This window comes from Candidatus Caldatribacterium sp. SIUC1 (assembly GCF_051549785.1).
Taxonomy (GTDB): domain Bacteria; phylum Atribacterota; class Atribacteria; order Atribacterales; family Caldatribacteriaceae; genus Caldatribacterium.
Map to the genome: position 1 here is coordinate 1,521,686 of NZ_CP189974.1, position 15,321 is coordinate 1,537,006.

16 protein-coding genes are annotated in these 15,321 nt (G+C 56.3%); all 16 read right to left on the minus strand.

The genetic code is table 11. From position 1 onward, the window contains the following. Window positions 1-45: 45 nt before the first annotated feature. Window positions 46-1,422 carry an ATP-dependent protease ATPase subunit HslU gene (gene hslU, locus ACP6EK_RS07915; protein ID WP_438318952.1) on the minus strand — a complete coding sequence of 459 codons (1,377 nt, stop codon included), beginning with the start codon at window positions 1,420-1,422 and terminating at the stop codon, window positions 46-48. Then, window positions 1,422-1,961 (minus strand): ATP-dependent protease subunit HslV, encoded by a 540-nt coding sequence (gene hslV, locus ACP6EK_RS07920; RefSeq protein WP_438318954.1) that lies wholly within the window; start codon window positions 1,959-1,961, stop codon window positions 1,422-1,424. The genes hslU and hslV overlap by 1 nt, the downstream gene beginning before the upstream one ends. Next, window positions 1,961-2,917 (minus strand): site-specific tyrosine recombinase/integron integrase, encoded by a 957-nt coding sequence (gene xerA, locus ACP6EK_RS07925; RefSeq protein WP_438315030.1) that lies wholly within the window; start codon window positions 2,915-2,917, stop codon window positions 1,961-1,963. The genes hslV and xerA overlap by 1 nt, the downstream gene beginning before the upstream one ends. Beyond that, complete coding sequence (gene der, locus ACP6EK_RS07930) at window positions 2,841-4,178, minus strand: ribosome biogenesis GTPase Der (protein WP_438315032.1); 1,338 nt, start codon at window positions 4,176-4,178, stop codon at window positions 2,841-2,843. The genes xerA and der overlap by 77 nt, the downstream gene beginning before the upstream one ends. 63 nt (window positions 4,179-4,241) lie before the next feature. Continuing rightward, the gene (ispH, locus tag ACP6EK_RS07935; RefSeq protein ID WP_438315035.1) at window positions 4,242-5,093 is read right to left on the minus strand and encodes a 4-hydroxy-3-methylbut-2-enyl diphosphate reductase; all 852 of its coding nucleotides are present in this window, start codon (window positions 5,091-5,093) and stop codon (window positions 4,242-4,244) included. Continuing rightward, window positions 5,056-5,760 carry a (d)CMP kinase gene (cmk, locus tag ACP6EK_RS07940; RefSeq protein ID WP_438315037.1) on the minus strand — a complete coding sequence of 235 codons (705 nt, stop codon included), beginning with the start codon at window positions 5,758-5,760 and terminating at the stop codon, window positions 5,056-5,058. Before cmk ends, ispH begins: the two co-directional genes overlap by 38 nt. Window positions 5,761-5,765: 5 nt before the next feature. Beyond that, window positions 5,766-7,091 carry a 3-phosphoshikimate 1-carboxyvinyltransferase gene (gene aroA / locus ACP6EK_RS07945; protein ID WP_438315040.1) on the minus strand — a complete coding sequence of 442 codons (1,326 nt, stop codon included), beginning with the start codon at window positions 7,089-7,091 and terminating at the stop codon, window positions 5,766-5,768. Further along, window positions 7,088-7,471 (minus strand): chorismate mutase, encoded by a 384-nt coding sequence (gene aroH, locus ACP6EK_RS07950; protein WP_017872927.1) that lies wholly within the window; start codon window positions 7,469-7,471, stop codon window positions 7,088-7,090. The genes aroA and aroH overlap by 4 nt, the downstream gene beginning before the upstream one ends. Then, a complete protein-coding gene (locus ACP6EK_RS07955) occupies window positions 7,472-7,996 on the minus strand; it encodes a cob(I)yrinic acid a,c-diamide adenosyltransferase (protein WP_438315044.1) in 525 nt (174 codons plus the stop codon). Then, the gene (locus ACP6EK_RS07960; RefSeq protein WP_438315047.1) at window positions 7,993-8,724 is read right to left on the minus strand and encodes a pseudouridine synthase; all 732 of its coding nucleotides are present in this window, start codon (window positions 8,722-8,724) and stop codon (window positions 7,993-7,995) included. The genes ACP6EK_RS07955 and ACP6EK_RS07960 overlap by 4 nt, the downstream gene beginning before the upstream one ends. Beyond that, window positions 8,666-9,238 (minus strand): SMC-Scp complex subunit ScpB, encoded by a 573-nt coding sequence (scpB, locus tag ACP6EK_RS07965; protein ID WP_438315049.1) that lies wholly within the window; start codon window positions 9,236-9,238, stop codon window positions 8,666-8,668. The genes ACP6EK_RS07960 and scpB overlap by 59 nt, the downstream gene beginning before the upstream one ends. Continuing rightward, entirely contained in the window at window positions 9,219-9,833 is a 615-nt protein-coding gene (locus ACP6EK_RS07970) for a hypothetical protein (protein ID WP_438315052.1), read from the minus strand. The genes scpB and ACP6EK_RS07970 overlap by 20 nt, the downstream gene beginning before the upstream one ends. Then, window positions 9,817-10,770 (minus strand): tryptophan--tRNA ligase, encoded by a 954-nt coding sequence (trpS, locus tag ACP6EK_RS07975; protein WP_438318957.1) that lies wholly within the window; start codon window positions 10,768-10,770, stop codon window positions 9,817-9,819. The genes ACP6EK_RS07970 and trpS overlap by 17 nt, the downstream gene beginning before the upstream one ends. 22 nt (window positions 10,771-10,792) lie before the next feature. Further along, entirely contained in the window at window positions 10,793-13,396 is a 2,604-nt protein-coding gene (locus tag ACP6EK_RS07980) for a CBS domain-containing protein (RefSeq protein ID WP_438315054.1), read from the minus strand. After that, the gene (locus ACP6EK_RS07985) at window positions 13,374-14,201 is read right to left on the minus strand and encodes a purine-nucleoside phosphorylase (RefSeq protein WP_438315057.1); all 828 of its coding nucleotides are present in this window, start codon (window positions 14,199-14,201) and stop codon (window positions 13,374-13,376) included. Before ACP6EK_RS07985 ends, ACP6EK_RS07980 begins: the two co-directional genes overlap by 23 nt. Continuing rightward, the gene (locus tag ACP6EK_RS07990) at window positions 14,158-15,321 is read right to left on the minus strand and encodes a phosphopentomutase (protein WP_438318959.1); all 1,164 of its coding nucleotides are present in this window, start codon (window positions 15,319-15,321) and stop codon (window positions 14,158-14,160) included. Before ACP6EK_RS07990 ends, ACP6EK_RS07985 begins: the two co-directional genes overlap by 44 nt.

The following is a 15,321-nucleotide window of genomic DNA, read 5'->3' on the forward strand; positions in this document are numbered from 1 at the left end:
TGGGTAAGTATAGCACGAAGGGCAGGAACGCCACAAGTCCCCTCATCAGAGAATGTACCTTGTGACGTCTTCATCCTTGAGGATATCCTGGAGCTGTTTTCTGACGTACTCCCGGTCGATCACGATGTGCTGTCCCTTAAGACGCGGTGCGTTGAACGAGATGTCCTGGAGGACCTTTTCCACAACGGTGTACAGCCTCCGCGCTCCGATGTTCTCCATCTTTTCGTTCAGCGAGTAGGCGATGTGGGCGATCTCGCGGAGAGCGTCTTCGGTAAAATCAATGGAAACCCCTTCGGTGGATAGCAAGGCCTTGTACTGTTTCACCAGGGAGTTGTACGGCTCGACGAGGATTCGGTACAGGTCCTCTTCAGAGAGTGGAGAGAGCTCTACCCGGATGGGGAAACGTCCCTGGAGCTCGGGGAGAAGGTCTGAGGGTTTGGACTGAGAAAAGGCTCCCGCAGCGATGAAGAGGATGTGGTTTGTCCGAACAGGGCCGTGTTTTGTCAGAACCGTCGAGCCCTCAACGATGGGAAGGAGATCCCGCTGCACGCCACCCCGGGAGACGTCCGGGCCGTATCCCCCTCCTGGAGGGGAGACGATTTTGTCGATTTCATCGATGAAGACGATGCCTGTTTCCTCCACCCTTCGGATGGCCTCCTGCACGACGTCGTCCATATCGATAGCTCTCTGAACCTCCTGGTTGAAAAGAACCTCCCGGGCATCCTTGATCTTCATTCGCTTTCGCTTCCTTCGGGGTGGGAAGAGGCTTCCGAAAACGTCCCGCAGGTCAATGCCCAGACTTTCCATGCCACTTGCAGCCACAAATTCCACCGGAAAAGAGCTCTCTTCGACCTCGATCTCAATGATACGTTCTTCAAGCTCTCTCCTGCGAAGTTTCTCCCGGAGTTTTTCCCGAGTCCTGGTGAGCGAAGCAGAGACCGTTGGCCATACGACATCCACCCGGGGCGAGCTTTCGAGGTCTGCTTCCTCGTCCCTTCCAGAGTCCTGGGCCATAAGAGCGTCAAGGATTCTTTCCTCCACGATTTCTCGCACTCTCTCCTCCTGAGTCTTGATGCGTTCGTTTTTCACCATGCGAATGGCAAGCTCGGTGAGATCCCGGATGATGGATTCCACATCCCGGCCCACATATCCGACCTCGGTAAACTTTGTCGCCTCCACTTTCAGAAACGGAGCATTGGTGAGTTTTGCAATACGACGGGCGATTTCTGTTTTCCCAACTCCTGTCGGACCGATCATGATGATGTTCTTTGGGGTGATTTCCTCAGCGATTTCTGGAGGGAGCATCCGCCGTCGCATCCGGTTTCTGAGGGCAATAGCCACACACTTTTTGGCTTCGCTTTGCCCCACGATGTATTTATCAAGTTCCCGTACGATTTCCTCCGGGGTGAGACTCTCCTCCATCACGCTCTTTCCTCCCCTAAGGTTTCCAGAAAGACATTGTCGTTGGTGTAAATACAGATTTCCGAGGCAATCTGGAGGGCGATACGGGCAATGTCCCGGGCCTCGAGATTGGTGTGGCGCAGAAGCGCCTTTGCCGCTGCCAGGGCGTAGTTTCCTCCCGAGCCAATGGCGGCCACCGGCTCATCGGGTTCGACCACATCACCCCGACCGGAGATAAGGAAGATATGGGAAGTGTCCATGGCCAAAAGCAGCGCATCCAGCTGGCGCAGCACTTTATCGGTACGCCACATCTTCGCCAGTTCTATCGCTGCACGGGGGAGATTACCACCGTACATGTTGAGCTTTTCCTCAAGGCGTTCAAGCAAGGTCAGGCAGTCAGCCCCACTCCCTGCAAAGCCCGCCAGTACCCTGTCCTGGTAGAGCCGTCGGATCTTCCTGGCTCCCCGTTTCAGAACGGCCTCGTTCATGGTCACCTGACCGTCACAGGCCATTGCGCCTTTTCCATCTTTCAGGACGGCAATGACAGTGGTTGCGTGCATCACGTCTTTTTCTCCCTCGCTCTCCGGGCGTGAGGATGGGCGTTCTCGTACACCTTTTTCATTTTATCCCAATCAAGGTGAGTGTACACCTGAGTCGTGGACAAACTTGAATGCCCCAGAGCTTCTTGGATGACGCGCAGTTCACCCCCGCCGGCAAGGAAGTGGGTAGCGAAACTGTGCCGGAAGATGTGGGGAAAAACCCTCTTTCCCCAGATGCCGGCTCTACTTGCTGCACTGTCCACGATGTTCCTGATTCCCCGGGGCGTGAGGGGTTTTCCGGAGCGGTTCACAAAGAGGAATTCGGCTTTTGGGAAGGCGGTGCTCCACAGCTCAAGATACGTCTCCAGGGCCTTTTTTGTGGCTTCGTTGAAAGGAACGATTCGTTCTTTCCCCCCCTTTCCTCGCACCCGGATTGTGTTTTTTGCGAAGTCTATGTCTTCGAGCCTTATCCGGGAAGCCTCGCTCACCCGCACACCACTTGCGTAGAGGAGCTCAAGGAGTGCCCAGTTTCTTGCACAAGAGAAGTCTCCAGGATGTTCATCTCTTTCCCGTTTCAGGGTATCGAGGATCTTTGCAACTTCTTCCTGGGTCAGAAACTGGGGGAGCTTTTTCTCCACGCGGAGCTGCCCAAGCCCATCGCAGGGATTCTCCGAGAGGAAACCACGGCGGCGCAGGAACCGGAAAAAGCTCCGAAGGACCGAAGCACGATGACTCTGGGAAATCCGTTTTAAGTTCCGGTGCACGCGGAGATGCACGAAGAAGTCATTCACATCCTGGGTGTCCACAAAACAAAGGTCTTTCCCCCGGGTCCGCAGGAATTCCACGAATTGACCAAGAACACGAAAATAGTTCTCCAGGGTGTGGGGAGAACACCGTCGTTCATTCTGGAGATAGTTCCAGTACGCTCTGAGGTACTCTCTCTCCTTTTCGCTGCACTGTGATTCGAAGCGGTACACCCTCCCAGTCCATCTCCTCTCGCAGGACCTTCTCGATGATGTTCAGACACTGTTCTTCCTCGTCCTTTTCCCGGACACCCTCCACCACCGCGAGGAAATGGGGTGGAGCTACACCCTGCTGGAGAAGCATCTCAAGGCGAGGTTTCCTTCTTCTGGGGAGCACAGAGAGCTGCCAGTGAATCCTTTCCCGGACTCTCCCATTGAGGACGTCTTCTCGAACCGTCTGGTGGAAACGGGTGACCACACCGGCCATGAGGGGGAGGAGTTCTTCTCGAACCGAGGAGGCATCAAGGGCTGAGCCGGCGCGGAATGCCGCATAGTGGAGGGCGGGAAGGTCGACACGGGCCCTCTTGCAGAGTTCCGCCAGAGACAGGTTGGGGTTTTTAGCAAGGAGCGCGTCGACTTTATTCACGAACACGATACAGCATTTGTGCAGTCGGGCAATTTCTCCGGCAATTCTCCGGTCCTGGCGGGTCACACCCTGAAAGGGATCAAGGACAAGAAGACAGAGCTCGGCGTCGGCAAGGCGCTCCGTGGTCCGGAACGTTGCGTACAGCGTGACCCGATCCCGGATGTTCTTCCTCCTGGGGAGGCCAGCGGTATCCACAAGAAGGTAGTAGCCGTAAGATCCTCGCAACGGGGCTTCAACGGCATCCCTCGTGGTTCCAGGCACCGGGCTCACGATAGCCCGTTCCTCCCCGAGAAGGCTATTAAAAAGCGTTGATTTGCCCACGTTGGGTTTCCCCACAATGGCCACAGGAATGCCTCCTGAAGGGGATATCGTAGAGGCTTTGGGATTCCTGAATTCCTTGAGTTCTCGGAAGATGGCTTCCTTGAGGCGGGCAATGCCATCTCCATGCTTTGCGGAAATCTGGAAAACCTTTCCTCCCGCAAGCTCGAGAATCTCAGGAGGAGGTGACTCATGGGTGAGGCCCTCGCGTTTGTTCACCACCACAAAGAATGGTCGCTGCTTCCTGCGAAGTGTGGCAATGACCTCGGCCTCTACTCTCGTCAGTGGTACCCGCCCGTCGACAAGAAAAAGGACAAGCTGAGCTTCGTCAACGAGCCGCCAGACACGCTCCTCCACCGCCTTTTGCAACCCTTCCTCTCCCAGGGATATCCCTCCGGTGTCCACCAGGCGTATCGCAAGACCTTTCACTGACACCACGCGTTCAATCCAATCCCGGGTGACACCCGGGGTGGAGTCCACGATGGCGACCCGTTCACCCACAAGGAGGTTGAAAAGGGTCGACTTGCCCACATTCGTCCTTCCGACAAGGACACAGAGAGGAAGGTTATCCCTCATGGCCAAAGAGCCCCAACACTACAAGGACTGGAGGTAGGCGACGACTTCCTGAACAACCCAGTCCGGAGTTGACGTGCCGCTCGTGACGAAAAACGATACCCTCTTTGGAAGCGAAAGCAATCGGAGCTCAGCGGCGTTCTCCACCCAGAACACCGGCACCCCTCGCCTTTCGGCAAGGACAAAGAGTGAACGGGTATTGGCACTGTGCTTTCCTCCAACAACAATAACCACATCCCCTGGATTTTGTTCCAGGTTTTGCTCAAGCTCCCTCTGGCGCTTTTCGGTTTCATCGCAGAGGGTGTGGACTATCCGAACCCCCAAGAGGCCTTGCTCCCGAACCCAGTTCTCGAATTGTCGCAAAAGAACGCTGGGAAAGGTTGTCTGGGCCAGCACGGCAAAGGGGCCCTGGTGGTCCACAGCAAAGACCTTCTGCCACTCTTCTGGGGCTGCAACGACCTGCGCTTGCTTTTTGAGGACGCTCAGAAGGGCCTGAACCTCGGGGTGCGAAGCCTTTCCAAAGACCACAAGGTGGTATCCTTCCTCCTCAAGTCGCCGGGCCAGAACCTGAACCCGTTTCACCTTTGGGCAGGTTGTGTCGACGATGGTCGCGTTCTTCTTCAGGAGTCCTTCCCGTACGTCCTTCGGTATCCCATGGGACCGGGTGACCACAACAACCCCGGAAGGAATCTCCTCGGGATTCTCGACAATGCGGGCACCTCTGGCACGGAACGTTTCCATGGCGTCGTGGTTGTGCACGAGCTCTCCCAGAAAGTACACCGGACCCCCAAGCTCAAAAGAGCGCTCCGCAAGCGCGAAGGCTTGCCGTACCCCCTTACAGAATCCGAAAGAGGTGGCCACACGAACCTCCATGGTTTCCCTCCGTCGCCAGGATGTAGAGTTTCTCCACCACTTCCTCTACAGTGAGGTGTGAGGTATCAACGACCACCGCGTCTTGAGCCTGTTGCAGGGGAGCACAGGACCTCTGGGAATCGATGCTGTCTCTCTCCAGTACATTTTTCAAAACCACCTTGTAATCCACTTTCTTCCCCCGCAAGGCGAGTTCTTGCCATCGCCTCCTGGCCCGAACCTCCGGGAGGGCGGTGAGGAAAACCTTGAGGTCCGCTTCAGGAAGGATAACCGTTCCGATGTCTCTTCCCTCGACCACCGAGGGCTGGGAGAGCGCAATGTGCCGTTGCACTTCCCTGAGAAAGTCCCGCACTTCGGGTGCTTTTGCCACATAGGAGACGAGTGCGTCGACTTCAGGAGTCCGGATGTCCCGGGAAACATCTCGACCATTCAGGAAAACCCTGGTCTCGTCCCCGGGGCAAATGTCGATGCGTACGGACTGGAGGAAACGGGCAATTTCTCCCCTTTCCAGGTCCTCCTTTTCCAGACCGAGTTCGAGGAAGTGCAGCGTTACGGCCCGGTAGAAAGCCCCGGTATCGAGGTAGAGGTAACCAAGCCGTCGGGCAAGGAGCCGGGCAACCGTGCTTTTCCCCGCTCCGGCAGGGCCATCAATGGCGATATGCTGTTTCACGGCCTTTAGCGAGCCTCCTCGACGGTGACACTCTGGATGCCAAGCTTTCCAAGGTCTGTAAAAAAGGAAGGGTAACTCACATCCACACAGTCGACGTCCTCAACCACCACGTTTTCTTCACCCAGAAGGCCGGCGATGATGAAGCTCATGGCAATCCGGTGGTCGCCAAAGCTCTGCACGGTTCCACCCCGAAAGGCGCATGGGCCACGGATGATGAGGCCGTCCTCTTTTTCCCCGACGTTCACCCCCAGGGACTGCAGGCCCCGGGCAATGGCGAAAAGGCGGTCACTCTCCTTTACCCGGAGTTCCTGAGCGCCGGAGATGACCGTTGTCCCCCTGGCTTTGGCCGCAATCACGGCAAGGATGGGGATTTCGTCAATCAAAAGGGGGATCTCCTCCGGCTCCACAGATGTGGCCACAAGCTCGGAGTGCTCAACGAGGATATCCCCCCGCTCTTCTCCAAAGGTTTTCCGTCGCCCAAGCACACGGTACCTTCCACCCATTCGTTCAAGGCACCGGAGGAACCCTGCCCGTGTCGGATTCAGTCCTACATCCTGAATTAGGAGGGAACTCCCGGGAATGCAGAGCGCAAGGGCCATGAGGAAGGCGGCCGAAGAAATGTCTCCCGGAAGGTCAAAGGAAGAGGCGGAGATGCTCCCGGGGGGCTCAATGGTGATGACTCCATGGTCTTCGTGAAGCGGTACGCCCACATACCGGAGCATATTCTCGGTATGGTTCCGTGATGGAAGGGGCTCAACAATGGTGGACTTCCCTTCTCCCCACAGTGCAGCAAAAAGGAGTGCGGATTTCACCTGAGCACTGGGAACTTCGAGGACATGGTGGAAAGGCAGGACGCTGCCCTTCCCCCGTATGAAGAGAGGGGGGAAACGGTCTCCCCCTCTCCCCCCAATCTCCACCCCAGCTTTCCTGAGGGGTTCGATAACCCGTCGCATCGGTCGGCGGCGAAGGCTCTCATCCCCTGTGAGGACCGTTAACCCCCGGATTCCTGAAGCAATCCCTGCCATAAAACGGATTGTCGTTCCCGAATTCTCTGCGTTCAGGACATCCTCTGGTTCCCTGAGCGCAAACAACCCTCCACTCCGGATGACCACCTTCCCCTCTTCGGGAAAAGTGTGAACCTCAACCCCCAGAGCGCGGATGCAGGAGAGCGTTGCAAGACAGTCGCGACAGAAGGAGAACCCGCTGATGTGAGTTTCTCCCTCGCTCAGGGCCCCGATGAATGCTGCTCGATGACTCAGGGATTTATCCCGTGGACACAGGATTGTCCCCTGAAGGGTACCCCGGAAGGGCAAAACCAGAGCGCGTCTCACGTCTTCCCTCCTCTCTGACAAAGGTCTTTCCGCAAGGACTGGGCCCCGCGGAGGTAAACGTGACGAACCTCCTGTGGGCCTTTTGGAGTGTGGGCAAGGACGAGCATTCGAATGCACTTTTGTAAAGCTCCCTCCACGTCCATTTCCTGGGCGCAGAGGATGGGGATATAGCGGAAACATTCCTGTTCCCTGATGACCTCCGCAGGGAAGACCGACCTGAGATCCGGTGTGGCAGTGATGAAGACCCCCGCGATGTCGTCGGGGGAAAGTTCGTTCTCTGCAAGGATCTGGGTGAAGAGCTCAAGGCTTGCCTGCTTGATCTCTTCTCGCTCATCCCGGTCAACCGTTATTGCCCCCCGGATTCCACGTACGACCTTCACTCAGTATTCGAACCCCCTTCGCGCCTGAATCCCCCTCTCAAGAGGATGGCGAATGTTCCGTATCTCAGAGACAAGGTCGGCAATCTCAAGGAGTTCCTCGGGGACCTTTCTCCCCGTTAGGACAACTTCTACCCAGGGTTTTCGGGAAGCAAGAACCTCGGAGAACTCCTGAAAAGTGAGGAGTCCCCAGAAGAAAGCATAAGGGAACTCGTCAAGAATGACAAGGTCATGAGTGCCTTCAAGGAGGGCCAGACGGGCCATATGCCAGCCGCAGAGGAATTCCTGCCTTTCGAGAGGTCCAGGGCCCCCGTCCCGGATGAATGTTCCGGTTCCAAACTGGTAGTATTCCACTCCCGGAAGAAACTGCACCGCCGCGATCTCTCCCGAGAATCTCCCCTTGAAGAAGGCAAGGAAAAGGGCTTTCTTTCCATGCCCGGAGGCTCGCAAAAGCACCCCCAAAGACGCGGAGGTTTTGCCCTTTCCATCTCCAAAGAAGAGCTGCACAAGGCCTTTCTCTTCCTTCACGTCTGCCCCCGCTCCGCAAGGTACGCCCTGAGCCTCTCCTCCTCATCTTTCCGGAGATACCGCCATTTCCCCGGAGGAAGCTCCGGGTCCAGAGTGAGAGGTCCCATGCCTACACGGATGAGCCGTATCACGGGAAAACCCAAAGCGTCAAAGAGAATTCGGACTTCGTGTTTTTTCCCCTCCGTCAGCACCACCTCAACGAGCGAGGTTTCTCCTCTTTTCTCAAGCACCCGACCAGACACAATGCGGTAGAATTCCTCCCCCCGAGGAATCCCCGCCTTGAGCCTTTCGAGGTCTTCAGCTTGAACCTCTCCCTGAACATGGACAAGGTACCTCTTCTCCACACCGAACCTGGGATGGGTGAAGACGTACGTGAGGAACCCGTCGTTTGTGAGTAGCAATAGCCCCTCGCTGTCCCGGTCCAGGCGACCGACCGGGAACACCCGGTACGGGATATCCTGGAGGAGCTCAACAATGGTCTTCCGTCCGTAAGGGTCTTTGAGGGTCGTGAGATACCCACGGGGTTTGTGGAGCTCAACGTACACATGGCGTTCCACCGGGCGCACCGGAACGTTATCCACAAGGACAAGGTCGTTCTCCGAGACACGGGTAGCCGGGTTCGTCACCACGATTCCGTTCACCGTCACTCTTCCTTCTGCGATGAGCTGGTCACATTTTCTCCGCGAGGCCACTCCGGCCCGGGCCAGGAATTTGTTGAGCCGTTCCATAGCCTTTCTCCCCAAGAAGACGCTTCAGCTTCTCGAGTTCTTCCTCTCCCTCAAGCCCAAAGGTCTGAAAGAACTTCTCTGTTACCCGGTAAAGAAACGGTCGACCAGGAGCGGAACTCCTTCCGCAGACGGTGACAAGGCCTGTTCTGAGAAGGGTTCGGAGAGCCTGGGTAGAGTCCGTTCCTCTTTTGAGGTCGATATCGACCTTCGTCACAGGCTGGTACAAAGACACAATGGCCAGAGTCTCAAGGGCACCGCGGGAAAGCGTTCTTGAGAAACTGCGACGGAGACGTTCCCGAAGCAGTGCCCCGTACTGAGGACGGACGACCATCTGCCATTTCCTCCCCACCCTTCGGATGGCCAATGCTCCCTCCCGGGCTTCATAGGATTGCTTGAGCTCCTGAAGAGCATGGAGGATTTCCTCCTCGTTCCTCCCTGTTACCCGTTCCATCTCCCCCAGACTCACAGGGTGGGGGGAAGAGAAAAGCAATCCCTCAAGGAGATTCTGCAGCATTTTCCGGTCCTGCCCATCCAAGGAGGATCTCTCCGTTTCTCCCCTGCCGCATGAACAAAATGTTTCGGAAGACCAGGTCAAGGAGCACAAGAAACGTGGCGATCGTCATTTTTTTGTTTTTGCAGTCGCTGAAGAAGTACCCCATGGGAAGGAAGGGGTTTTCGCGACACCGGGAGAGAATCACCCTGCGCCTTTCTTCAAGAAGGTGTGCAAATTCGGTGTCGGGAAGTGGCAGGCGCTCCTCTACCCCTTCCCCAAGGTACAGTCCGTAGAGTTCCAAAAGGTCCTGGAGGCTGAGGGCGCAAGGATCATGAGCCACCTCTGCACCGAGGGCTTTTCGGCGCTCTGGCGGAGCGCCTATGGTGTTCTCCTCCCTCCTCTGGAGGGCTTCCAGAGCCTCCACGAAGAGCTCGAGAAAGTCCTTTTCATGCTGCTCTTTGTGAGGTTCTTCATGTTCTTCTTCCCTGTTCCCAAGGGCCTTCGCCAGCTCTTCCTGGAGAAAGTTCAGGAGCTCTTCGAGAACGTCCGCTCGCTCAAGAAAAGAAGAACACTGAGCAAGACGATTCTCCCAGTACGCTCTATCGCGCGACTCCATAATGGATGCCCATGGCCCTTCGGGCCTCTTCCAGAGTCTCCCGGGCAAGAAGGCGGGCTCTTCTGCTTCCCTCAACGAGAATCTCTCGTACAAGTTCTTGTTTGCCCTCGTATTCTCCCCGGTGTGGAGCAATGGCTTCGAGGAACTGAATCAGGCGTTCTGCCAGTTCCTGTTTGCAGGTCACACACCCCAGGGCTCCACTCCGGCAATCCCTTTCGATTTCTTCCGCCCTTGCGTTGCCAGTGGCTCTGTGGAAGGTGAAAACGTTGCAACGCTCAGGATGTCCCGGGTCGTTCCTGCGGATTTTCTCGGGATCTGTGAACATTGCCAGAACCTTTCGGCGAATCTCCCCGGGAGGCTCAGAAAGCCCAATCTGGTTTCCGAGGCTTTTGCTCATCTTCCGCCCATCAATTCCCAGGATACGAGGGGAGTCAGTGAGCAGAGCTTGAGGCTCAGGGAAAACCGGAGCATACAGACTGTTGAACCGGCGGGCGATTTCCCGGGTAATCTCAATGTGGGGAACCTGGTCTTCCCCCACGGGGACCTTGCTCGCCTTGTAGATGAGGATATCAGAGGCCATGAGTACCGGGTACCCCAGGTGGCCGTATCCTACAGCTTCCTTGAGGCCCATGTCCTGGAGCTGCTGTTTGAGAACCGGATTTCGCTCAAGCCACCCCACGGGGGTGATCATGGAAAACAGGAGGTGGAGCTCAGCGTGCTCTGGCACAAGGGACTGGACCATGAGGAGGCACTTCTGGGGGTCAATTCCCACGCTCAGCCAGTCCGTCACCATGTCAATCATGTGTGTTTCGAGGTCTTTTGTGTGCTCAAAAGACGTCGTCAGGGCGTGCCAGTCGGCCACCCCGAAGATGCACTCGTACTCATGCTGTAGACGGACCCAGTTCCTCAGAACCCCGAAGTAGTGTCCGATGTGCATCTGTCCGGTTGGTCGCATACCGCTAAAAATGCGTTCTTTTCCGGTCATTGTTCATCCTCTCCAGAAAAGCCCGTACGAAATGTTCCCCCTCTTTGGGAGTTGTGACCTCTCCATCGAGCTGGGCAAGGAGAAGTTCATGGAGAATTCTACCATATATCGGTCCTTTCGGGATGCCCAGGGCCTCAAGAGCAAGACCATCAAGAATGGGTCTTGCATTCCTCCATTCTCTGAGGTACTGCTCGATACGCTTGTGAACCATTCCCTCGTGTTCGGCAAGAAGGAGGAAAAGGAATTCGAGGGGTATGGCAGAGCACAGGAGGTAAACCCGAGAATTTTTGAGGGATTCCTGGGAGAGCTCCGCTAAGGTTTGCTCTCGCTTTTCGTGGAAAGTCGCGATTTTTTGAACGCTCTTTTTTGACAGAGAGAGCCTGGCTTTGAGGTCCTCGAGGAACTGCGGGTCCATGGAACCAAAAAGGGGCGAAAGCTTCAGAAGGAGAGGATCACAGGAGGAGGTGTCATGGGTGCGCAGGATGTCCAGGAGTCTCCTGTAAATGGCCTCGAATTCCTTCTTCCAGATGCATCCGGGAAAGAGGGCGGGAAACATATCGAGCTGGTACATTCGGAAAAGGTAGCGAGGAAAATCGGGAAGTGCGAGGATGAGGGAGAGTTCCTCTTTGAGGCGGTCTGGCTTGATTTTCATGAGGAAGCTCTCCCGGACAGTCTGTTGCAAGAGACTCAGGGTGAAAGGTTCGATGGAAAAACCGTACTTCCCCTCAAAGCGAACAGCCCGAATAGCCCGGGCAGGGTCTTCCACAAAGCTTAAGGGATGGAGAACCCGGAGGACGCCCTTCTCAAGGTCTTTGAGGCCTCCGAAGAAATCAAAAAGTTCCCCCCAGCTGTCGGGGTGGAGACTGATGGCCATAGCGTTGACGGTGAAATCTCGCCGGAAAAGGTCTCGCCGGAGGTTGGCGTATTCCACCTGGGGAGAAGCCCCGGGAAAGGCATAGAACTCGTGACGTGCCGAAGCGAGGTCAATTCTCTTTCCGTCCGGGAGAAAGAGAATGGCGGTTCCAAAGGGGGGATACGGAACGACCTTCCCTCTGAAGCGGTTTCCAAGAAGACGGGCGAAGGCGATGGCATCTCCCTCAACTACAAGGTCGAGGTCTTCATTGGGCACTCCAAGGATAATGTCCCGGACCACTCCCCCCACGAGGTAAACCCTAATACCGGCACGCTTCGCAGTTTCAGCCACCTGCTCAAGGAGTAGAAGATAATCCCGTCCAAAGTGCTGGTAGAGTTTTTCCGCTAAAGACACACGGGTCATGCGCTGGAGCACAAGGTTCTCCTTCTGGTGCATGGCCCGCAGGACATCGCTTCGGGTAATGATGCCCAGGATTCTTCCGTCCTTCACCACCGGCACTCTCCCCACGTCCTTTTCCACCATCAGATTCCGTACCCGGACCAGGGATTCCTCAGGACCCACCGTGACGAGCTGGGAAGACATGAAGCTCCTCACGGGAGCCCAGCGCAGACCATGGTGCAGGGCCTTTTCCACATCTCTTCGGGCAATGAGCCCAACCAGTTTCCCCTCCCTGTCCACGACCGGAAGCCCAGAAAAACCGAAGCGCAAAAGGAGGGCGAAGGCCTCCTCAATGGTCGTCTCTGGAGAAACGGTTTTCACCGGATGCGACATCACCTCAAAGGCCCTGGTAAAAGAAACCGACCGGTACAGGAGGCGGCGGATTTCCTCCTGGACTTCTTCAGGGCTCCGGTTGCGGAAGGTAGCGGAGGCTGCACTCTGATGCCCTCCTCCGCCGATTTTCCCGAGAATCTCATGGAGGTTGACTCCCTCAAGACGGCTTCGCGCAATAACATGGACTTTGTTCTCCATGGCAAAGATACCAAAAAAGACCTCTATGTCCTCCATTTCCATGAGCCGGTGCACAAGAAGCGACAGGCCCTCAAGATACTGTGGAAAAGAGAGAACGCAGAAATGCACGGGAACACCGTTGATGTCCTCTACAGTAAGGGCACGGACCATGGCCCTGAGGACTTCTTCCTGCTCCTTCGTGAGCACCACCCGTGTGAACCGGGGGATGTAGCTCACCATCCCCCCCTGGGAGAGCAGGAAGGACGCAGCCTGAAGGTCAAAAGCGGTCGTAGTGGGAAAGGTAAAGGATCCGGTATCCTCATAGATGCCAAGAAGGAGCAGGGTGGCCTCAAGGGAAGAAAGGGGTAAGGCTGCCTCCCTGATTTTTTCTACCAGGATGGTGGTGCAGGCACCGCGGTTTCTGAGCAGCGCACGCGGGGGAACGTCTTTTTCCTCCACCGGGTGGTGATCAAAGACAAAATAATCAACCCGGTTTTCCCGAATGAGGTGACCTGCTTTGCTCAGCCGTTCAAGGTATACCGTATCGACGACGTAGATGGTCTCCACGACGTTCCAGTCCACGTCCTTTTCCGTGAGGAAGGGGAAGAACGTGCCGTGGAGGGAGAGGAAGTGCCGGACATTGGGGTTAACCGTCCCCCAGAGGACAATACGGGTTCCGGGGAAAACCTTGGTCACAGCAAACATGGAGGCAAAGGCATCGAAATCCGTTCCTTCATGACTCACAACGATTTTCATGGAGAATCTCCGTCACAAGGTGATGGAGGAATGTTCTGAGGAGGGGCTTCCGGGTTTCTGCAAGGGATAAGACTTCCTCGTGGGAGAGGGGAAATGGCGAGAGCCCCGTTCCCCAGTTGGTCACAAGGGAAAGGGCCAGAACCTTCATGCCAAGGCCCCTTGCCCACTTCGATTCTTTCACCGTTGACATCCCTACGGCGTGTCCTCCCAGGAATCCAAGCATCTGGATTTCTGCCTTCGTCTCAAAAGAAGGCCCAAGAACCCCCACATACACGCCCTCAAGGGCAGAAAGTCCGCAGGCCCAAGCTCCCCGCAGGGCCAGATACCGGAGCTTTTCGTCGAAGACGGGTCGGGGGAGACAATCGGGGATGAAGGTCCAGTCTATCTGGTCGGACAAAACCAGGATGCTCCCCGGGCGGAGAAAGGGGGAGAGGCTCCCTGAGGCGTTGGTGAGAATGACAATCTGCACACCGAGAAAATGCGCAAAAGTGAGAGGGAGAAGCACTTCAGGAAGTCCGTATCCTTCGTAGAGGTGAAGGCGTCCCTCGACCACGAGAAGGTGGCCTTGGGGAAGGTGCACAAGGCGAAGAATTCCCCGGTGCCCCGGAACTCCTGGGCAAAGCGAAGGGTGAAGCCTTGCGAGGGCGAATTCCTCAACGGTTTCTCCTTCAACGCATCCGCCCCATCCCGATCCCGCCACGAGGGCGCACAGGGGGCGCAGGGGAGAAGCACTTGCCATATTCCGGAGGTACTCAAGAACGTCATCGTGATACAAGGTACGGAGCAAAGCTTTCTCCTGGTCCATGCCACCTCACCTCGAAGAGCTCGGCAACGGTAGCTGCCACATCGGCAAAAGTCTTGCGGATTCCCAAACACCCTCCCCGGGATGTTCGTGGGGAGAAGGCAAGAAGGAGGGCGTATTCCCGGGAATGGTCTGTACTCGGGGTGGTTGGATCACATCCATGGTCGCTGGTGATGATGAGGATGTCGTCTTCTCCCAAAGAAGAGAGAAAACCTTCAAGCTCTCTATCCCACGCCTCTAAGGCCTGGGCAAAACCATGGGGGTTGTTACGGTGGCCGTACAGGGTGTCAAAGTCGTTAAAGTTTGCCCATACAAGGGCGACGTCGCCTCTTGGCACCATCTTCTGAAGGGTGGCAAAGGTTTCCTCGTTGTTCTTGGTGGGGAAGCTCTCTGGAATTCCCCGTCCGGCAAAGATGTCCCAGATTTTCCCTATCCCCACAACCTTTTTCCCTTTCTGAGAAAGCACGTCGAGAATGGTTTCGCGGGGCGGAGGAAGGGAGAAGTCACGGCGATAAGGAGTCCGGTAGAATGCTCCCGGATCCCCTGAAAAAGGCCGGGCAATGACCCGGGCAACGGCGTGCTCTCCCGTCATAATGGCCCGAACCCTCTCACACATCGCATAGAATTCAGAAAGGGGAATAACCTCCTCATGGGCTGCAATCTGGAGCACGCTGTCTGCTGAGGTGTACACGATGGGGAATCCGGTACGGAGGTGTTCTTCCCCGAGCTCTTCAATAATGGCTGTTCCTGAGGCCGGCTTGTTCCCAAGAATCGGCCGACCGATGGCCTCTTCGATTTTCTCCACGACGTCCTGAGGAAATCCCTGAGGGTATACGGGAAAAGGACGTTCCAGAATAACCCCGGCGATTTCCCAGTGCCCGCTTGTGGTGTCCTTTCCTGGTGATTGCTCAAGCATCTTCCCGTACCACGAAAGAGGAGCGCTGGGCCGATCAAGGTGCGGAATGTCCTCGAAAAGACCCAGTCCCAGGCGTTCGAGGTTTGGGAGGTGCAGTCCACCCACGGCCAGGGCGGTATTCCTCAGAGTATGACTCCCTTCATCCCCATAGAGATGGGCATCGGGGAGGGCGCCAACGCCAACACCGTCAAGGAGTGCGATGAACAC